Source organism: Pseudomonas sp. F8002 (assembly GCF_013385495.1).
Lineage (GTDB): Bacteria > Pseudomonadota > Gammaproteobacteria > Pseudomonadales > Pseudomonadaceae > Aquipseudomonas.
In genome coordinates this window covers 213306-231372 of the sequence record NZ_JACAPW010000015.1, presented here as the reverse complement: position 1 = coordinate 231372, position 18067 = coordinate 213306, and the positions used below count along the sequence as shown (strand labels likewise).

General features: G+C 61.6%; 18 protein-coding genes and 1 other RNA gene. 13 read left to right on the top strand and 6 right to left on the bottom strand.

Features of this window, described 5'->3' with window-relative positions; genetic code table 11:
- Window positions 1-137: 137 nt before the first annotated feature.
- Window positions 138-1301, top strand: coding sequence for a putative zinc-binding metallopeptidase (locus HX811_RS12800; RefSeq protein ID WP_177046115.1), 1164 nt, complete (start codon window positions 138-140; stop codon window positions 1299-1301).
- Window positions 1302-1433: 132 nt separating this feature from the next.
- An RNA gene (ffs, locus tag HX811_RS12795) (signal recognition particle sRNA small type) lies at window positions 1434-1530 on the top strand.
- A 105-nt stretch (window positions 1531-1635) separates the two neighbouring features.
- On the opposite strand, the gene HX811_RS12790 is transcribed toward ffs, so the two are convergent.
- Together HX811_RS12790 and HX811_RS12785 are read right to left on the bottom strand one after the other, a co-directional pair.
- Window positions 1636-2223, bottom strand: coding sequence for a hypothetical protein (locus HX811_RS12790; RefSeq protein WP_177008134.1), 588 nt, complete (start codon window positions 2221-2223; stop codon window positions 1636-1638).
- Window positions 2224-2237: 14 nt separating this feature from the next.
- A complete protein-coding gene (locus tag HX811_RS12785) occupies window positions 2238-2771 on the bottom strand; it encodes a hypothetical protein (protein ID WP_177046113.1) in 534 nt (177 codons plus the stop codon).
- 284 nt (window positions 2772-3055) lie between these two features.
- Between HX811_RS12785 and HX811_RS12780 the strand changes: the two genes are divergently transcribed.
- Together HX811_RS12780 and HX811_RS12775 are read left to right on the top strand one after the other, a co-directional pair.
- The gene (locus tag HX811_RS12780; RefSeq protein ID WP_177046111.1) at window positions 3056-4102 is read left to right on the top strand and encodes an N-acetylmuramidase family protein; all 1047 of its coding nucleotides are present in this window, start codon (window positions 3056-3058) and stop codon (window positions 4100-4102) included.
- A 1-nt stretch (window position 4103) separates the two neighbouring features.
- Complete coding sequence (locus tag HX811_RS12775) at window positions 4104-4718, top strand: hypothetical protein (protein ID WP_177046109.1); 615 nt, start codon at window positions 4104-4106, stop codon at window positions 4716-4718.
- A 39-nt stretch (window positions 4719-4757) separates the two neighbouring features.
- Here HX811_RS12775 and HX811_RS12770 read toward each other — a convergent pair whose 3' ends face one another.
- Window positions 4758-5621: a LysR family transcriptional regulator gene (locus HX811_RS12770; RefSeq protein WP_003219067.1), complete on the bottom strand. Its 864-nt coding sequence runs from the start codon at window positions 5619-5621 to the stop codon at window positions 4758-4760.
- A 97-nt stretch (window positions 5622-5718) separates the two neighbouring features.
- Here HX811_RS12770 and HX811_RS12765 point away from each other — a divergent pair, with 97 nt between their 5' ends.
- Window positions 5719-6687 (top strand): DMT family transporter, encoded by a 969-nt coding sequence (locus tag HX811_RS12765; RefSeq protein WP_102368374.1) that lies wholly within the window; start codon window positions 5719-5721, stop codon window positions 6685-6687.
- On the opposite strand, the gene HX811_RS12760 is transcribed toward HX811_RS12765, so the two are convergent.
- Both HX811_RS12760 and HX811_RS12755 read right to left on the bottom strand, forming a co-directional pair.
- A complete protein-coding gene (locus HX811_RS12760; RefSeq protein WP_177008132.1) occupies window positions 6601-6972 on the bottom strand; it encodes a VOC family protein in 372 nt (123 codons plus the stop codon). The two genes, HX811_RS12765 and HX811_RS12760, sit on opposite strands and share 87 nt — an antisense overlap.
- A gap of 151 nt (window positions 6973-7123) precedes the next feature.
- A complete protein-coding gene (locus tag HX811_RS12755; protein ID WP_003219061.1) occupies window positions 7124-7438 on the bottom strand; it encodes a helix-turn-helix domain-containing protein in 315 nt (104 codons plus the stop codon).
- A 306-nt stretch (window positions 7439-7744) separates the two neighbouring features.
- On the opposite strand from HX811_RS12755, the gene HX811_RS12750 reads away from it, so the two are divergent.
- Genes HX811_RS12750 through HX811_RS12740 form a run of 3 tightly spaced genes read left to right on the top strand, consistent with a single transcriptional unit; the run spans window position 7745 to window position 11174 of the window.
- On the top strand, window positions 7745-7897 hold the full coding sequence (locus HX811_RS12750) for a hypothetical protein (RefSeq protein WP_157222851.1): 153 nt from the start codon (window positions 7745-7747) through the stop codon (window positions 7895-7897).
- 1 nt (window position 7898) lies between these two features.
- Window positions 7899-9464 (top strand): PAS domain-containing methyl-accepting chemotaxis protein, encoded by a 1566-nt coding sequence (locus tag HX811_RS12745; RefSeq protein ID WP_177046107.1) that lies wholly within the window; start codon window positions 7899-7901, stop codon window positions 9462-9464.
- Between the two features lie 18 nt (window positions 9465-9482).
- Window positions 9483-11174, top strand: coding sequence for a bifunctional diguanylate cyclase/phosphodiesterase (locus HX811_RS12740; protein ID WP_003219057.1), 1692 nt, complete (start codon window positions 9483-9485; stop codon window positions 11172-11174).
- A 189-nt stretch (window positions 11175-11363) separates the two neighbouring features.
- Here HX811_RS12740 and HX811_RS12735 read toward each other — a convergent pair whose 3' ends face one another.
- Complete coding sequence (locus HX811_RS12735) at window positions 11364-12113, bottom strand: ABC transporter substrate-binding protein (protein WP_177046105.1); 750 nt, start codon at window positions 12111-12113, stop codon at window positions 11364-11366.
- Between the two features lie 133 nt (window positions 12114-12246).
- Between HX811_RS12735 and dnaX the strand changes: the two genes are divergently transcribed.
- The 5 genes from dnaX to HX811_RS12710 all read left to right on the top strand — a co-directional run bounded on the left by dnaX (window position 12247) and on the right by HX811_RS12710 (window position 18044).
- Entirely contained in the window at window positions 12247-14310 is a 2064-nt protein-coding gene (gene dnaX, locus HX811_RS12730; RefSeq protein WP_102368376.1) for a DNA polymerase III subunit gamma/tau, read from the top strand.
- 43 nt (window positions 14311-14353) lie between these two features.
- The gene (locus HX811_RS12725; protein WP_003193199.1) at window positions 14354-14692 is read left to right on the top strand and encodes a YbaB/EbfC family nucleoid-associated protein; all 339 of its coding nucleotides are present in this window, start codon (window positions 14354-14356) and stop codon (window positions 14690-14692) included.
- A 271-nt stretch (window positions 14693-14963) separates the two neighbouring features.
- Entirely contained in the window at window positions 14964-15998 is a 1035-nt protein-coding gene (locus HX811_RS12720) for an NADP-dependent oxidoreductase (RefSeq protein WP_003219050.1), read from the top strand.
- 65 nt (window positions 15999-16063) lie between these two features.
- Window positions 16064-16666, top strand: coding sequence for a recombination mediator RecR (gene recR / locus HX811_RS12715; RefSeq protein ID WP_003219049.1), 603 nt, complete (start codon window positions 16064-16066; stop codon window positions 16664-16666).
- Between the two features lie 229 nt (window positions 16667-16895).
- Window positions 16896-18044 carry an acyl-CoA dehydrogenase family protein gene (locus HX811_RS12710; protein ID WP_177036337.1) on the top strand — a complete coding sequence of 383 codons (1149 nt, stop codon included), beginning with the start codon at window positions 16896-16898 and terminating at the stop codon, window positions 18042-18044.
- The last annotated feature ends 23 nt before the right edge of the window (window positions 18045-18067 follow it).

Below are 18067 nucleotides of genomic sequence, written 5' to 3'. Positions count from 1 at the left end.
GAACGCCGCCCTGGACGCTCTGCGTCCGCTCTAAAGTTGCGACGCAGAGCGTCACTGGATGCATTCCCACGCAGAGCGTGGGAACGATCTCTCTCGGGCAATGCTCTAGTATTGGCAAGCCTCCCGGAGAGATCGCCATGTACCGCTTCTTCGAACAACTCAGTTCGCGCATCGCCGCACCGTTCATGGCCGAGACCTCGCGCAACAGCAAGGTCTGGCAGTGCCGCTGTGGGCAATCGCTGTTCTTTCGCAACAGCCAGTGCCTGGCCTGCTCGGCGCTGCTGGGCTATCAGCCGGAGCAGAGTCGCCTGTCCTCCCTGCAGCCCGGCCCGTACGCCGATACCTGGCTGCTGGACGCCGACCCTGAAGCCGGCGCATTTCGTCGCTGCGCCAACCTTGACACGCCCGCCGCGTGCAATTGGCTGCTGCCCGCCGACAACGGCCAGGCCTTGTGCGTGGCCTGCAGCCTGAACCGCACCATTCCCGACCTGTCGATCCCCGAAAACCCCGAACGCTGGCGCAAGGTCGAAACCGCCAAGCGTCGTCTGGTGGCCCAACTCATCAGCCTGGGCTTGCAGGTGATTCCCAAGACGGTCGATGAAGACACCGGGCTGGCCTTCGATTTTGTCGGCATCGACCTGAAAGGCAACGCGCCCACCACCGGCCACGCCAATGGCCTGATCACCCTCGACATCAAGGAAGCCGACGACGCCCACCGTGAGAAAATTCGCGTACAGATGCGCGAGCCTTACCGCACCTTGCTCGGTCACTTCCGTCACGAGGTCGGCCATTACTACTGGGACCGCCTGATCGCCAACAGCCATTGGCTGGAGCCGTTCCGCACGCTGTTCGGTGACGAGCGCGCCAGCTACGCCGACGCCCTGGAGCAGCACTACCAGAACGGCCCGCGCCCGGACTGGCAGCAAACCTGCGTCAGCGCCTACGCCACCATGCACCCGTGGGAAGACTGGGCGGAAACCTGGGCGCATTACCTGCACATGATGGACGCCGTCGACACCGCGCTGGGCTTCGGCATGAGCGCCCGGGAGATGGACCTGGATTACCAGCCGTTCCCCCTCAGCACCCTCTACGACCCCGGGCATCCCGGCGGCACGGCGTTCCTGTCATTCGTCAATGCGTGGATCGAACTGGCCGGCATGCTCAACGAACTGTCCCGCAGCATGGGCCAGCCGGATTTCTATCCGTTCGTCCTGCCGCCGGCGGTGATTGCCAAGCTGCACTTCATTCACCTGGTGATCCAGCAAGAGGGCGGTCGGGCGGACGAGGTCGTGCTTTTGTAGGAGCAAGCTTGCTCCTGCAGCCAAGTACTTGAACCATCAGATATTTTTAATCCCGCGCCAACGGTTGTAACTTCCGATGAGATCGGTACAATGGCGCGGCTTGCCGAGAGGCGAGCGTCGTTATGGTGACCCCATCGGTCCCCCCGCAACGATTACCCGTGAACCTGGTCAGAGCCGGAAGGCAGCAGCCACAGCGGGAACATTGTGTGCCGGGGTGTGGCTGGTGGGGTTGCCTCCATAACGCAACCCTCCTTGATTCAAAAAAATACTTTTATGAAGCCCTTCGCTGACAATCGTCATCTGCGAAGCGATTTCTGCTGTTCGCTCATCAGGGTTACTGACGGTACAGCGGGAACTCTCCCATGGCCGGAATCACTTCTGCGCGCAACCTCGCCATGTGCCCGGGCAACTCCTGTCGTGCGGCAGGCGTGTCGGACGGGATGTTCTTGGCAAAGTGGAAGCTGATGATTTGGCCGGTCCCGTTGTCCTTGTAGTATTTGAAGATATTGAACTCAAAGAAGCTGCCGTCCTTGCGTGTGGAGGTCGGATAAAACAGCAGCACGTAGATCGCATCGGTTTTCTCGTCTGAAAACATTTCCACCGGAAGGTTGGGGTATTCCTGTTTGTGGGCCTGCGCGGTCAGGTTGGCAAGATCCCGGGGCTCGTTGCCGGTGCTCTGGGGCGGCGCGAGGCGAAAATCCACCAGTTCGCTCCAGGCGTTGACGCTTTCTGGTGCGAGGAAATACTCCCAGAGCGGAACGTTGCCCCGGGCCTGGTATTTCAGGACGTATGTTTTCCCTGCAAACACCACCGACTTTGTCTCGGCGATCGACGGGCGGGACAGGTCCGGCGGCGCCACAGGCGGTTTGGATGCACAGCCGAACAGCAGCAGGACAGTCGATACCACGATTAGCCAACGCATGGGCACCTCCTGTGTCACGGCTTAGTGCTGTTGATGTGGTCGGCGATGCTGGCGAGCGTTGCGCTCCATTGTGCAACGGTTTGTTCTGAAGGCATTTCTCTCCAGGTCCTGGAAACCTTGTACGTGTCGCCCCCCAATTGATAGGCAAAATGCCTCAAGGTCATGACGTTGCCGTTCGCCTGTGTGCAGATCACCGACCAGCCCATATACGGGGTGCTGGTATCTCCCATATCAGTCTGGCTGATATGTGTTTTGCAGTTCTTCTCGGCGGCCCGGGTATCGGAATCACGGGCCGCGCTTGGCGGTTGATTCTGGCCCGGCAACACAAACAGGGTGATCTCGTCTTTTCCGGTGTCGGCAGACCACTTGTATCGTTTTACCCCGGCATTCGCGAACGCTGATGCCATCTCGTCATCGTTTTTGGTTTGCCATTGCGGACCTTTTGGCGTTACCGCCTTGAGAAAGTAGCCCGCAAAATCTTCTGCGTGGGTGTTTGGCGAGACGAAGAGCAATCCGCTGATGGCACAAGCAATAAAGGTCGATTTCATGTCAGTCCCTGGACGTCATTGTTAGATGTCAGGACGACAATGCATCCTGCGAAACAGACAGTAGCGCAGGTGGTGGCAAAGTGCCCAGTCCGTTTAAAAATTATTCCCAGGGACGACGTCAGTGAGGGATTGCTCACATCCTTAAAACCTTGCGCTGGACAAGCCAAATTCGCCTTGTTAGTTTGCGCCAGCGACATATTTCTAAATATGTCGGTGGCACATGGATGATATTAAAGTGATGGCGCTTTATGGCTCATCTACTCCAACTAACAAGGATGTCGGTAATGAAAAGCCTGCAAGGGTTGCCCACTCTCATCAGCGCTTCCGTCGGTGCGCCGGGCAAAGCCCGCAACTTGCCCTCCGATGTTCAATGCATCCAGTATTTATTCAACTTGATCATTCCCAAGTTGGGTTTCCCCCTGGCGGAAAATGGCAAATGCGACGGCCAGTTGGTGCAGTGCATCAGCCAGTATCAGTTCCGCCACCTCAAATACGCGCATCCCGATGGTGTCATCGACCCTACCGGGCGCACCTTCAATAGCCTGATCGAAGAGGCGGTGAAGGTGCCGGTCAAGCCGAACCCGACCCTGCGTATTCCGACGTTCCTCAATGTGTTCGGCAACACCGGCGCGGACATGGTCCAGGCCACGGTCGACCACTATCTGGACCGCATGCGGGCGATGATCGAGGCGGAGCGGCGCAACCGGCAGATGATGCTCCAGGCCACGTGCGACGGCGGTACGACGCTGACGGATACGGACTTCCAGAACGCTGCCACGCAGTTGGGTAACGGGATTTCGGTCAATATCATCAAGGCCTTCGCCACGGTGGAGTCGGGCGGGCGCTCCGGGTTCGGCCCGGCCAAGTTGCCGGTGATCGCCTTTGAAGGGCACCATTTTCGCAAGTACACCAAGAGTAAATACGACCAGACCCACCCGCTGTTGTCGTACCCCTACGTGAAGAAGGCCGGGCCCCAGTGGAAGGCCAATAACAAGGACCAGACCAAGGCCTGGGAGACCATGGCCACCGCCTTCGCACTGGATCAGGAAGCGGCCTTGAAATCGGCCTCCTGGGGCATGTTTCAGATAATGGGCTCCAACTTCACGGCATGCGGTTATAAAACGGTGTTTGAATTTGTGGTGGCCATGAAGATTAATGCCGGGCATCAACTAAAGGCCTTCCTCGGTTTTTGCAGCCAGAGCCCGGCCCTGGTCAAGGCCATGAAGAACAAGGATTACGCCGCCATGGCGCTGAACTATAACGGCAAGGATTATGGCGACTATGACCAACGCATCAAAAAAGCCTACGAAGCACTTGAAGGGAAAAAATAGAATGCCGTTCAAACGTTGCGTGTCCCGATTGCTGGTTGCCTCTTTCGTGTGTGTTGCTGCAGGTGCGCCGGCGTTTGCCGCTACGCTGCACTCGGGCAAGTACGAAGGGCTGATGCTGGCCGTGACGCCCGAGCATCAGGTGGAGGGGTTTTATGCCGAGGAAATGGGCGAGGGCGTGACCCGCTCGTGCACGTTCTTCCTGCAGGGCAAGGTCGACGGTGCGAAGGCATCGGTGTCGACATGGCTGGATGAGGCCTATCCGGGTACCGTCGCGGCTTCCTCGGACGGTGTGACGCTGACCGTGGAGAAGGGCCGCGAACATCCCGGCTGCATCAACGTGTTGATGCCGGAAATTGCCACCGGCCTGGACCTGACCCAAACCGCTGCCAAGAAATGGATTGGCCTGGTGACCGTTTCGTCCGACAAGGCCTTCCTGCAGAAGACCCCGGACGCCAAGGCCAGTCATCGTGCCTACGTGGTCAAGGACGATGTGGTCGCGGTACTGGCGTTCAAGGATGGCTGGGCCCAGGTCGAGTTCATCAATGGCCAAGGCCGCTCTTCCAAGGGCTGGATCAGCCAGGACCAGTACGCCAGGCTGGTCCCCGCAAAAGGCTGAAGATGCTGCTGCGCCCGCGCGTAGCGGGGCGAAAACCGGTTAGCCGAAAGTCTCCCGCAACAGCCCCGCAAAGGCATCCCGCGCCAGGTGGCGTTGGGTGTCCTTGTGCCAGAACAGCAGGTTATCCACCGCCGCCAATTCGTCGAAGCGGTAGGACGTCAATTGGTTGGCCTGCTCGTAGCGCGCCAGGATGCCTTCCGGCGCCAGTGCCACGCCAATCCCCGCGCTGACGCAGCCAATGATCGTGCCCCAACTGGCATAACTCGCGATGGCAGGCTTGATGTCGTGGGGCTTGAGCCAGTTCTCCAGGGCTGCGCGATACGGGCAGCCTGGCGGCCACACCAGCAGCGTGCGGCCGGCCAGGTCCCGGGCGTCCTCGATGGGCGCGCTGGAGGCGCTGGTAATCAGCACCAGGCGCTCGCTGTAGACCACGCTTTGTTCGAGCTTCGGGCGTTTGCCGCCGGCGGCCACCAGCGCGGCGTCGATGCGGTGATGTTGCAGGTCATCGAGTAACTGCGCCCAGGCACCGGTCACCAGTTCCAGCTCCACTTGTGGATAACGTCGATGGTATTCGGCCAGCAGCGGCGGCAGGCGGCCACTGGCGCTGGACTCCACTGCGCCGATGCGCAGCTTGCCGCGGGGAATCGCGTTGCTGTCGACGGCGCGCTTGGACTCTTCCACCAGCGCGAGGATGCGCTCGCAGTAGTCGAGAAACACTTCCCCGGCGGCACTGATCGCCAACCCGCGCCCGGCGCGAATGAACAGCGGGGTACCCAACTCGCTTTCCAGTTGCTTGATGCGTGTGGTGATGTTGGACGGCACGCAGTGCAGTTGCAGGGCGGCCTGGGCCACGCTGCCGGTTTGTGCCACGGCTTTCACCATTTTCAGTTGGGCCAGTTCCATCGCTCAGTTCCAGTGATTACAGAAGTCAGAAACGGTTAATTGTCCTGCGCCTTGCCGGGGCCAAGACTGACGGCATTCCCACTGCTGGACGCCGTTCATGAAAGCCCCTTCACCTGTAAAGCTTACGCTAGTCACTGCCAGCGTCATCCTCTGTTGGGCGTATTCGCCGATTGGCGTGCATCTGGCCTTGCACAGCTACAGCCCTGGCCAGTTGGCCTTGGGGCGGTTCCTGATTGCTTCGGTGTTGATGGCCGGCGTGGCGTTGGTCATGAGGATCGAGCGGCCACGTCTGCGGGACCTGCCGTGGTTGCTGGTGCTGGGCTTCTTCGGGATTTTCCTGCATCACTTGACGATCAATTTCGGCCAGCAATTTGTCACGGCCGCTGCCTCCAGTGTGCTGGCGCAGTCGGTTCCGCTATTTACGGTGCTGGTGGCGTTTTTCGGCTTGAAGGAGCGAGTTACCGGCTGGCGCTGGGGTTGCGTGCTGCTGGGATTGAGCGGGGTGCTGGTGGTGATCTGGGGCGAGCATGGCCTGGGGCAGATTGATCCTCGTGGACTGATGATCCTGCTGGCGGCGCTGTCGTGGAGCCTTTATTTCACTATCCAGAAACACTATTCCCGGCGCTACAGCCCGCTGACCACGGTGTGCTACACCGTGTGGTCGGGCACCTTGCTGTTGTGTGTGTATTTGCCGGGTTTGCCGGCGGTGGTGTCGCAATCATCGACGCAAGCCAATTGGGCGGTGTTGTTGCTCGGCGCCTTTCCCAGCGCCCTGGCGTACCTGGCCTGGGCCTATGTGTTGCGGCATGTCGAGGTCAGCCGCGCGTCAGTGGCGTTGTACCTGGTGCCGCCGGTGGCGATGGTGATGGCCGCCACGCTGCTGGGCGAGCAGGTTTCGCTGCGCGTGGTGCTGGGTGGCCTGATCGTGCTGGCCAGTGTCGGCGCCATCAGCCTCGAAGGGCGCTGGCGCCGCAAGCCGTTACGGGTTCACGGTGAACACCCGCAGGCGGTGACCGTCGGGGTCCTGGGCGACAAAGGTGTAGCCGAAGTCCGCCTCGACCGGTGACTGGATGATGCTCATCCCGAGTTGCGCCCAGCGCGTGTGCAAATCGTCGACCGCTGCGATATCAGCGACGCAGAAACCCGCCTCGCTACCGCCAACCGAGGCTTGGGCCGCAGGCTCCACGGTATGGCGCGACCACAGGCCGAGTTTCACCCCGTTGTCGAGGATGAACAGCGCAAAGGTCGGCCCCAGCTCCACCGGCGGCTTGTCCAGCAGTCGGCTGTAGAGGTTGGCGCTGGTGGCCGGGCTGTCGACGTACAACAAAAAGTAATGGGCAATGCTATTCATGATGACTCCGTGGAATGACGCAGCAATGGCGCGGCTCAGTCCCTAGTCTAAGGGGCTGTCCTGTCAGTTCATGTCAGGAGTCATCAAGCAAAGAGCAGACAGTCAATCTGGCTGTCTGCTCTTTTTATTGCGTGCACGTGTGTTGCGAGCTCTAAGGCTTGGACAAGGCCTGGTCTACCGCTGCGATCAGCTTTCCCAGATCCTTCGGGGTGGCTTTGTGAATGACACCGAACAGATAAGCGCGCTGTTCCTCCTCGTCGACCAGGTCTGCGAAAAAGACTTTCAGCTTCACTCCCAGCGCCTCTGCGAACAAGAACAGTGCCTCGACGCTGGGTGTATAGGTGCCGGTTTCGAAGCGGCTGATGGTTTTAGGGTCAAAACCGGTTTTTTCACCTAGTTCAGCCTGAGTAAGCCCTGCGACCTTGCGGTAACGTCTGATGGCTGGACCCAAACTTGAAATGTGCATCGCTCAATTCCCATTTAGAATCAAGAACTTAACGATAAATCTTAAAATTAGACAACCGCATGTACCATCACCTTTTCTTGCAAAATGTGATGTAATTCGTAGAATCGGCATCTAGGACAAGTATTTGGTGGTCTCGTTTCAGAAGGCAGGTTTATGAAACAGGAAATCATTGCTCTCTCCTTACTCTCATAAATGTGCCCATAAAACGGACGCCTGGCAGGGACTGAAATGTCGCTCGTCAGTGCCACGCTTCATTGCGCCTCACGTGCCGGATACCCGAATTCAAGCCTAGTTGATCATCACTGAATGGATGATGAATTGCTGTGCAAAATCGTGGGTTTGCGTACCTTTGCGGCCAACCAGCCGATCGACGGCGCAGCCCGACTGGAAATACGAATCCGCCTGTCCTGCCTACCCGGTGGTCGAGAGGGCGATCGAATGCTGTCCATGGAGCTTTAACGTGCGTCTCAATTTGCCGGTCACTGCTGTTGAACAGACTTTTGGGGAGCAGCAACGGCTAATTTCCGCAACTGACGTCAACAGCCATATTACCTACTGCAACGCCGAGTTTGCCGCCATGAGCGGTTTTACCCAGGCCGAGCTGATCGGCAGCACCCACAATCTGGTGCGCCACCCGGACATGCCGCCCGCCGTGTTCCAGCTGATGTGGAGCTACCTCAAGGCCGGGCAGAGCTGGATGGGCGTGGTGAAGAACCGCTGCAAGAACGGCAACTATTATTGGGTCAGCGCCTATGTGACGCCGATTCTCGAAGACGGGCGGCTGACGGGCTACGAGTCGGTGCGGGTCAAGCCCACCCGCGAACAGGTGCGCCGCGCAGAAGCGCTGTACGCGCGGTTGCAGGCCGGTGGTGCGGCGGTCTCGCCGGTGCGGCGTGTGGCGTCTGTATCCCGGGCCATGGCGTTGCCACTGGCCGCTGCCGTTGCCAGTGTCGCCGCCTTCCAATGGGTTCCGGGTGTATGGGCCCAGGCGTTGACTGTCGGCTTGTTTCTCGGCCTGGGCGTCTGGGGGCATCGACGCTTGGGGCTACAGCTCAAGCAGATTGTGCAGAACACGCCCAATACCTTTTCCGACCCCATCAGCGCCATGACCTACAGCGACGCGCTGGGGCCGACCGCGCAGCTCGAAATGATCCTGATCAGCGAAGAGGCGCGACTTAAAACCGCCCTGACGCGCCTCAGCGACCTGGCCAACCAGATGGCCGAAGCAGCCGCCCATTCCAGCGTGTTGTCGAGCACCACCGAATCGGCGTTGCTGGAACAGCGCGCCGAGACCGACATGACCGCCGCCGCCATGACCGAGATGGCTGCGTCCATCGCCGAAGTGGCGGTGCACGTGCAGCAAACCGCCAGCGAAGCTCACACCGCCAACACCCTCGCCGAGCAGGGCAGCCAGGTGGCCGGCACGTCCCGCGAGGCGATCCAGCTGCTGGCCGGCACCGTCACCCAGATCAACCAGGCGGTGGGCAACCTGGCCGGGCAGACCCAGCAAATCCAGGTGGCCGCGAGCATGATCCAGGCAATCGCCGACCAGACCAACCTGCTGGCCCTCAACGCGGCCATTGAAGCGGCCCGCGCCGGCGAGCAGGGCCGTGGCTTTGCCGTGGTGGCCGACGAGGTGCGCGCCCTGGCGGGCAAGACGCGGGAGTCGACCCAGCAGATCCAGGGCATCATCCAGAACCTGCGGGCCGGCGCCGATGAGGCGGTCGAGATCGCGAGCCTGGGCATTCACGAGGCCGAGCAGGGCGTGCAGCAAGTACTTGAGGCGCAGCAGGCGCTGCAAGGCATTCGCCACGCGGTGGAGCGTATTACCGATATGAGTCAGCAAATGGCTGCTGCCTCACAGGAACAATCCCACGTCGCCGAGGAAGTTTCACAGCAGATCAATAACGTTGCCGCCACGGTGCAAAAGACAGCGGGCAATGCCAACGCTGCAGTTACCCGTGGCCGGGAACTCGAAAGCATCTCTTCCGGGTTGCGCGCCCTGGTCGAGCGGTTCAACCGCTAGCCACAGTGAGCCTGACTCATGGACGAGAAATACCGCAGGGCCGTGGATGCAGCCGCCATTTTCTCCGAGACTGACCTGGCGGGCTGCATCACTTACGTCAATGACCAGTTCTGCGGCATGTCCGGCTACGGGCGTGACGAGTTGCTGGGGCAAAATCACCGCATTCTGAGCTCGGGACTGCACCCTGCGGGGTTCTTCCAGGGCATGTGGCAAGCCATCAGCGAAGGCCGGGTGTGGCGTGGGGAAATCTGCAACCGGGCCAAGGATGGGACGTTGTATTGGGTGGACAGCACCATGGTGCCGCTGCTCGATGAGAAGACCGGGCGCGTGCAGAAGTACGTGTCGATCCGCTTTGATGTCAGCGAAAAGCGCCAGCTGTTGCACACCCTGCAATGGCGGGTCGGCCACGATGTGCTGACCGGCTTGCCGAACCGCGCCTATCTGTCCGAGTTGCTTAACCAGTCCCTGGAGTTCTCCCGCAGCGAAGACATCCCGTTGGCGTTGTGCATGCTCGACCTGGACGGCTTCAAGGCGGTCAACGACGGGTATGGGCATGCCTGTGGGGATCTGTTGTTGGTGGAAGTGGCCACTCGGTTGCGGGAGATCATCCGCGGCGAGGACGTGGTCGCCCGGCTCGCCGGTGACGAATTTGTGCTGATCCTGCGTTATGTGCGCGATATCGACGAGCTGAACGGCGCCTTGCTGCGCATCCTCAAGGCGATTTCCGAGCCGTACTCGATCCAGGGGGCGGAGCTGAATGTGTTCGCCAGCATCGGCGTCACGCTGTTCCCCCTGGACGACGAGGACGCCGACACCTTGCTGCGCCATGCCGACCAGGCGATGTATGTGGCCAAGCAGAGCGGGCGCAACCGCTACCAGTTGTTTGATGTATCCCTGGAACAGGAGGTCAAGGCCAGCCACCAGACCGTGGAGCAGATCCGCCAGGCCCTGGCGGCGGGCCAGTTGTGCCTGCATTACCAGCCCAAGGTCAACTTGCGCTGCGGCACGGTGGTGGGGTTCGAAGCGTTGTTGCGCTGGCAGCACCCCGAGCGTGGCCTGGTGAAGCCGGGGGATTTCCTGCCGCTGATCGAGCAGACCGACCTGATTGTCGATATCGGCGAATGGGTGATCGCCCAGGTGTTGGGCCAGATGCATCGCTGGCAGGTGCATGGGCATTGGTGGTCGGTGAGCGTGAACATCGCGGCGCGGCACTTCCAGCGCGAGGATTTTGTCGAGCGCCTGCAAGACTTGCTGGCGCAATACCCGCAGGTGGAGCCGCACCGGCTGGACCTGGAGATCGCCGAGTCGGTGGCCATCGACAATATCCAGCGTGTCACCCAGCACCTGGAGGCCTGCCAGGCCTTGGGCGTGCAGTTCTCCCTGGATGATTTTGGCACCGGCTATTCCTCCCTGAGCTACCTCAAGCGCCTGCCGACCCAGACCATCAAGATCGACAAGTCGTTCGTGCGCGACATCCTGCACGACAAGGACGACCTGGCGCTGACCAAGGCCGTGATCGGTCTGGCCCGTGCGTTTGGCCGCGAAGTGATTGCCGAAGGCCTGGAAACCCTGGAGCACGGCCAGCTGTTGATGCGCATGGGCTGCGAAGTGGCCCAAGGCTATTTCATCGCCCGGCCGATGCCGGCGGACGACGTGCCGGGTTGGGTCGAGGGATTTGCACCGCCGCCGCAGTGGCAAAAGCTTGAGTGATGTTTATTGTGGCGAGGGAGCTTACGGTGGCCAGGGAGGTTGCTGTGGCGAGGGAGCTTGCTCCCGCTGGGCTGCGTAGCGGCCCCAAGATCTTTGGGAGCGCTGCGCACTCCAGCGGGAGCAAGCTCCCTCGCCACAGCAAGCTCCCTGGCCAGCAAGCTCCCTGGCCACAAGGACAATCAGGTGATCTTAAGGGGCGGGGGCGCTGTTCCCGATATATAGCTGGATGATTTCATCAATCTCCCCGGACATTTTCATCCGCAGCAGCGTGCGCAGGATCTGCTGCCCCGGCACCTGCGGGTCGTTGCGCACATAGCAGCCCAGGCGTTGCTCCTCGATCACGGCCACCGTATGCAGGCGCTGTGTGGGCGGTAATTGCTGATTGAAGCGGTCAAGGATCCATTCGTTGATCACTGCATAGTTGAAGCGTCCGGCCACCAGTTTTTGCAGCACTTGCTCTTCACTGCGGCTGTCGTCGCGGCTGAACTGGCCGCTGGCGAAGCGCGCCTCCAGGGTCGGGTAGCTGTAGCCGAGTACCGTGCCGATGTGTTGCGGCGCAAGGCTGTCCAGTGCCACCGACGTTGATGGCACGCGCGCGGCGGCCAGCACATTGCGCTGGACCAGCAGCGGGATGCTCCAGGTGTAGTCCCCCGACAGGTTGTTCAGCCACGCCGGTGTCACGTAGCAGCGCACGTCCACATCCCCGCGCTCCATGGCGGTGTCGATACGCGCACGCGGCAGCACATGGAATTTCGCAGGACGGCCGACCTGGGTGGCCAGGCTCAACATCAGGTCATACAAAATCCCCTGGGTGGGCTGGCCCTGGTCAAGTTGCACCATGGGCATGGTCCAGCTGTCGGAAATGGAGAATCGCAGAGGTGCGGGTGCCGCCAGGCTGACCGTGGCAATCATCCACAAGGCGCCCAGGACTGCGCGCATAAATTCTCCGGGTTCAGCCTTTTATAGGCTTGGTCAGACCAGCTTAGTCAGATTAGACGAGCGTGCCGGATGCAATTTCCCCCTTGCTCCGCTAGCATTACCCGCTTCCGCTTCCCAGTTGCGACGGTTTTCGATGAGTTATCAGGTTCTTGCACGTAAATGGCGTCCGCGCTCGTTCCGCGAAATGGTCGGCCAGACCCATGTGCTCAAGGCTCTGATCAATGCCTTGGACAGCCAGCGGTTGCACCACGCCTACCTGTTCACCGGTACCCGCGGGGTGGGCAAGACCACCATTGCCCGCATCATTGCCAAGTGCCTGAACTGTGAAACCGGCATCACCTCGACGCCGTGTGGTACCTGCTCGGTGTGCCGGGAAATCGACGAAGGGCGTTTTGTCGACCTGATCGAGATCGACGCCGCGAGCCGCACCAAGGTCGAAGACACCCGCGAGCTGCTCGACAACGTGCAGTACGCACCGAGCCGTGGCCGCTTCAAGGTCTACCTGATCGACGAAGTGCACATGCTGTCCAGCCACTCCTTCAACGCCTTGTTGAAGACCCTGGAAGAGCCGCCGCCCTACGTCAAATTCATCCTGGCCACCACCGACCCGCAGAAACTTCCTGCAACGATTTTGTCGCGGTGCCTGCAGTTCTCCCTGAAAAACATGACCCCGGAGCGTGTGGTCGAGCATTTGACCCACGTGCTGGGTGTCGAGAACGTACCGTTCGAAGACGACGCCCTGTGGTTGCTGGGGCGTGCCGCCGACGGCTCGATGCGTGATGCCATGAGCCTTACCGACCAGGCCATCGCCTTCGGTGAAGGCAAGGTGCTGGCCGCCGACGTGCGGGCGATGCTCGGCACCCTGGACCACGGCCAGGTGTTCGACGTGCTGCACGCATTGATCGAAGGCGACGCCAAGGCGTTGCTCGAAGCCGTGCGCCACCTGTCCGAGCAAGGCCCGGACTGGAATGGCGTGCTGTCGGAAATCCTCAATGTGCTGCACCGCGTCGCCATCGCCCAGGCCCTGCCCGAAGGTGTCGACAACGGCCACGGCGACCGCGACCGCGTGTTGGCCCTGGCCCAGGCGCTGCCGGCCGAAGACGTACAGTTCTACTACCAGATGGGCCTGATTGGGCGACGTGACCTGCCGTTGGCACCCGATCCGCGGGGCGGCTTCGAAATGGTCCTGCTGCGGATGCTGGCCTTCAGGCCCGCCGACACGGCGGATGCGCCGAGACAGCCGCTAAAGCCAGTGGGGATCAGCCAGGCCACAGTTGATTCCGCCAAACCAGTGGCTGGCCCGGCTGTTGTCGCGCCAGTGGTTGCGCCGCCTGCGCCGGTTGCACAGGCCGCCGCCCCGGTTGTCGCCGAGCCCGTGGCGCCAGTGGTGGTGCCGGAGCCGGTGGTTGAGCCTGCGCCCGTGCCTGAAGTCGATCTGCCGTGGAACGACCCGGTAGAGGCCGAGGTCGAGGTCGAGCTGCAGCCTGCCGTCGAGCCGGTGCTGGAAACCACCAGCGAGCAGCCTGAACTGACACCCATGCCCGCGCCGACCCCGGACAGCGTGGTGCCGGACGCCCCCGAGTGGGTTTCGGCCCCGGTGCCGGAGCCGACCGTTGCGCAAGTGGACGCCGCCACCCCGGGCACCGACCTCGACGACGAGCCGCCGCTGGACGAAGATTACATCGAGCCGGACATGGATTCGGCCTACAGCTACCTGGACGACCTGGCCAGCGAACACACCGCCGAGCCTGCCCCGGAGCCTGAACCCGAACCTGCCGCGATGCCGGCCACCGGCCTGGCGTTGCAATGGCTGGAGCTGTTCCCGAAACTGCCGATCTCCGGCATGACCGGCAGCATCGCCGCCAACTGCACCCTGATTGCCGTTGATGGCGACCACTGGCTGCTGCACCTGGACCCGGCCCACAGCGCCCTGTTCAACGCGACCCAGCAGCGCCGGCTCAACGATGCCCTGAACCAGTTCCACGGGCGCACGCTGACCATCAGCATCGAGCTGATCAAGCCCGAGCAGGAAACCCCGGCCCAGGCGGCGTCTCGTCGCCGGGTCAACCGCCAGCGTGAGGCTGAAGAGTCGATCCACGGTGATCCGCTCATCCAGCAGATGATGCAGCAGTTTGGCGCGGTGGTGCGGCACGATACTATTGAACCTGTAGAAGCCCCGGTACCCCAAGCGTCATAACCCGGGGCCAATAATTGATCCACGTACTTTTGAGGTGATTCCCATGATGAAAGGTGGCATGGCCGGCCTGATGAAGCAGGCGCAGCAGATGCAGGAAAAGATGGCCAAGATGCAGGAAGAACTGGCCAACGCCGAAGTCACCGGTAAAGCCGGTGGCGATATGGTCAGCGTGGTGATGACCGGTCGTCACGACATCAAGCGCGTGAGCATCGACCCAAGCGTATTGCCGGGCGTCGGCGAAGACGACCTGGAAATGCTCGAGGCGCTGTTTGCCGCGGCCGTCAACGACGCCGTGCGCAAGATCGAAGCCAACAGCCAGGACAAGATGTCCGGCGTGACCGCTGGCATGCAACTGCCACCGGGCATGAAGCTGCCGTTCTGATCGGAAAGCGCAGCACCGAAAATGCCAGGCCCCGCGCCTGGCATTTTTTTGGCCGGCTATTTTCCATACCCGTAGCAGCTGTCGAGCGCCAGCGAGGCTGCGTCGGCAGCGACTCGGTCCCACGTCTGGCATGAAAGCAGCGGTGCGGCTAACGTAGCCTCGCTGGCGCTCGACAACGGCTACTGCGAGAGTTTTGTCGAACCCTGGACCCTGTGTTGGGGTCTGCACCCTATACCGTTGAATTCAATCACCGATAGAAGGAGCCTCGCTGATGTCCGAAGCATTGACCCTCAACCAGCGCATTGTGCTGGTCTCACGCCCCCACGGCGCACCGGTGCCGGAAAACTTTCGCCTGGAGCGCGTCGCGCTGCCGGAACTGGCCGACGGCCAGGTTTTGCTGAAGACCCTTTACCTGTCCCTGGATCCCTACATGCGCGGGCGCATGAGTGATGCGCCGTCCTACGCCGCACCGGTAGAAATCGACGAAGTGATGACCGGTGGCGCTGTCAGCCGCATCGAACAGTCCCGCAATCCGAAGTTCGAGGTGGGTGACTTGGTGGTCGGTTCCACCGGCTGGCAGAGCCACAGCATCTCCGATGGGCGCAACCTGATCCCGGTACCGAAGGGACTGGCCAGCCCGTCCATGGCCCTGGGTGTGCTGGGTATGCCCGGCATGACCGCCTATATGGGCCTCACCGATATCGGCCAGCCCAAGTCCGGGGAAACCCTGGTGGTGGCGGCCGCTTCCGGTGCGGTGGGCTCGGTGGTGGGCCAGGTGGCGAAGATCAAGGGCCTGCGGGTGGTCGGTGTGGCGGGCGGCGCCGACAAGTGCCGCTATGTGGTGGACGAGCTGGGCTTTGATGCCTGTGTCGATCACAAGAGCGACAACTTTGCCGAGGAGCTTGCCCAGGCCTGCCCCAAGGGCATCGATATCTACTTTGAAAACGTCGGCGGCAAGGTATTCGACGCGGTCGTGCCGCTGCTGAATGCCAAGGCGCGCATTCCCTTGTGTGGCCTGATCGCCGGCTATAACGCCCACGAAGCGCCCAGCGGTCCCGACCGGCTGCCGGCGTTGCAACGTACCTTGCTGACCAAGCGTGTGCGGATCCAGGGCTTTATCGTGTTCGACGACTATGGCGACCGCCAACCGGAATTCCTCAGTGCCATGGCGCCGTGGGTGCGGGATGGCAAGATCAAGTTCCGCGAGGACGTGGTGGAAGGCCTGGAGCAGGCACCTGAAGCCTTTATCGGTTTGCTGGAGGGGCGCAACTTCGGCAAGTTGGTGGTGCGGGTCGCACAAGATTGAGCATTTGACGCTAATCCGAGGCGCGGGTATAAACCGCGTCTCGTTGTTTTGTCGGACCTTTCCCCATGAGCTTCAGCCCCCTGATTCGTCAACTGATCGACGCCCTGCGCACTTTGCCAGGTGTGGGTCAGAAAACCGCCCAGCGCATGGCGCTGCAACTGCTGGAGCGTGATCGCAGCGGCGGCTCCCGACTGGCCCAGGCCCTGAGCCAGGCGATGGAAGGGGTTGGCCACTGCCGCCAGTGCCGCACCCTGACCGAGGAAGAGCTGTGCCCGCAATGCGCCGACCCGCGTCGCGACGACACGCTGCTGTGCGTGGTCGAAGGGCCGATGGATGTCTACGCGGTGGAGCAGACCGGTTACCGCGGGCGCTACTTTGTGCTCAAGGGCCACCTGTCGCCGCTGGACGGGCTGGGGCCGGAGGCGATTGGTATTCCGCAACTGGTGACGCGAATCGAGGAGCAGGGCACGTTCGTCGAGGTGATCCTGGCCACCAACCCTACGGTGGAAGGCGAAGCGACGGCCCATTACATCGCCCAGCTGCTGACCAACAAAGGCCTGATTACCTCGCGCATCGCCCACGGCGTGCCGCTGGGTGGCGAGCTGGAACTGGTGGATGGCGGGACCCTGGCGCATTCGTTTGCCGGGCGTAAGCCGATCGCCCTGTAACAAACACCGCAGGACAAAATGTGGGAGCTGGGCTTTATGTGGGAGCTGGCTTGCCTGCGATAGCATCACCTTGGTTTAACTGAAAGACCGAGTTGTCTGCATCGCAGGCAAGCCAGCTCCCACATTTGATCTTTACTGTTCATCCAAGTCTTCGTCAGGCTCTGCCTTGTATCTTGATAACCAAGCAAGCGCTTGGTAAGTTCGCTCTACCGTCCCGTGGAGCTTGCCGATGTCTGCCTATCAGGAATACTTCGACCCCAGCCACCAATTGGTCCGCGACAGCGTGCGTCGTTTCGTCGAGCGCGAGATGTTGCCGGGCATCGAGCAGTGGGAGGAAGCGGAAAGCTTCCCCCGGGAGCTGTACCTCAAGGCCGGTGCGGCGGGGATCCTGGGGATCGGTTACCCCGAAGCCCTTGGAGGCAGCCACGAAGGTGACCTGTTCGCCAAGGTCGCGGCCAGCGAAGAACTGATGCGCTGCGGCTCCGGCGGAGTAGTGGCAGGGTTGGGCTCGCTGGATATCGGCTTGCCGCCCATCGTCAAATGGGCCCGGCCCGAGGTGCGCGATCGTGTGGCGCCGCAGGTGTTATCCGGCGAGAAGATCGCCGCCCTGGCCGTCACCGAGCCCGGTGGCGGCTCCGATGTCGCCAGCCTGCAGACCCGTGCCGTGCGCGACGGCGACCATTACCGCGTCAGCGGCAGCAAAACCTTTATCACCAGCGGCCAGCGTGCCGACTTCTATACCGTCGCGGTACGTACCGGGGGGCCGGGCTTTGCCGGCATCAGCCTGTTGTTGATCGAAAAGGGCACGCCTGGTTTCACCACCGGTACACCGCTGAAGAAGATGGGCTGGTGGGCGTCGGACACGGCCGAACTGTTCTTCGACGATTGCCGCGTACCGGCAGGCAATCTGATCGGCGCCGAGAACATGGGTTTCGCCTGCATCATGGGCAACTTCCAGAGCGAGCGCCTGGCCCTGGCCCTGATGGCCAATATGACTGCGCAGATGGCCCTGGAGGAAAGCCTGAAGTGGGCGGCCCAGCGCGAGGCCTTCGGCAAACCCATCGGCAAGTTCCAGGTGCTCAAGCATCGCCTGGCGGAAATGGCCACGGCGGTGGAGGTCTCGCGGGAATTCACCTACCGCCAGGCCGCCAAAATGGCCGCGGGCAAGAGTGTGATCAAGGAGATCTCGATGGCCAAGAACCTCGCCACCGACACCGCCGACCGCGTGACCTTTGATGCCGTGCAGATCCTCGGCGGCCAGGGCTACATGCGCGGCAACCTGGTGGAGCGGCTGTATCGCGACAACCGCATCCTGTCCATCGGTGGCGGGACTCGGGAAGTGATGAACGAAATCATCAGCAAGCAGATGGGCTTGTAGAAAGCGCTTTTGTGGCGAGGGAG

Coding starts and splice junctions, on each gene's coding strand:
- HX811_RS12800 (WP_177046115.1), top strand. CDS start 138: ATGTACCGCTTCTTCGAACAACTCAGTTCGCGCATCGCCGCACCGTTC.
- HX811_RS12790 (WP_177008134.1), bottom strand. CDS start 2,223: ATGCGTTGGCTAATCGTGGTATCGACTGTCCTGCTGCTGTTCGGCTGT.
- HX811_RS12785 (WP_177046113.1), bottom strand. CDS start 2,771: ATGAAATCGACCTTTATTGCTTGTGCCATCAGCGGATTGCTCTTCGTC.
- HX811_RS12780 (WP_177046111.1), top strand. CDS start 3,056: ATGAAAAGCCTGCAAGGGTTGCCCACTCTCATCAGCGCTTCCGTCGGT.
- HX811_RS12775 (WP_177046109.1), top strand. CDS start 4,104: ATGCCGTTCAAACGTTGCGTGTCCCGATTGCTGGTTGCCTCTTTCGTG.
- HX811_RS12770 (WP_003219067.1), bottom strand. CDS start 5,621: ATGGAACTGGCCCAACTGAAAATGGTGAAAGCCGTGGCACAAACCGGC.
- HX811_RS12765 (WP_102368374.1), top strand. CDS start 5,719: ATGAAAGCCCCTTCACCTGTAAAGCTTACGCTAGTCACTGCCAGCGTC.
- HX811_RS12760 (WP_177008132.1), bottom strand. CDS start 6,972: ATGAATAGCATTGCCCATTACTTTTTGTTGTACGTCGACAGCCCGGCC.
- HX811_RS12755 (WP_003219061.1), bottom strand. CDS start 7,438: ATGCACATTTCAAGTTTGGGTCCAGCCATCAGACGTTACCGCAAGGTC.
- HX811_RS12750 (WP_157222851.1), top strand. CDS start 7,745: ATGGATGATGAATTGCTGTGCAAAATCGTGGGTTTGCGTACCTTTGCG.
- HX811_RS12740 (WP_003219057.1), top strand. CDS start 9,483: ATGGACGAGAAATACCGCAGGGCCGTGGATGCAGCCGCCATTTTCTCC.
- HX811_RS12735 (WP_177046105.1), bottom strand. CDS start 12,113: ATGCGCGCAGTCCTGGGCGCCTTGTGGATGATTGCCACGGTCAGCCTG.
- dnaX (WP_102368376.1), top strand. CDS start 12,247: ATGAGTTATCAGGTTCTTGCACGTAAATGGCGTCCGCGCTCGTTCCGC.
- HX811_RS12725 (WP_003193199.1), top strand. CDS start 14,354: ATGATGAAAGGTGGCATGGCCGGCCTGATGAAGCAGGCGCAGCAGATG.
- HX811_RS12720 (WP_003219050.1), top strand. CDS start 14,964: ATGTCCGAAGCATTGACCCTCAACCAGCGCATTGTGCTGGTCTCACGC.
- recR (WP_003219049.1), top strand. CDS start 16,064: ATGAGCTTCAGCCCCCTGATTCGTCAACTGATCGACGCCCTGCGCACT.
- HX811_RS12710 (WP_177036337.1), top strand. CDS start 16,896: ATGTCTGCCTATCAGGAATACTTCGACCCCAGCCACCAATTGGTCCGC.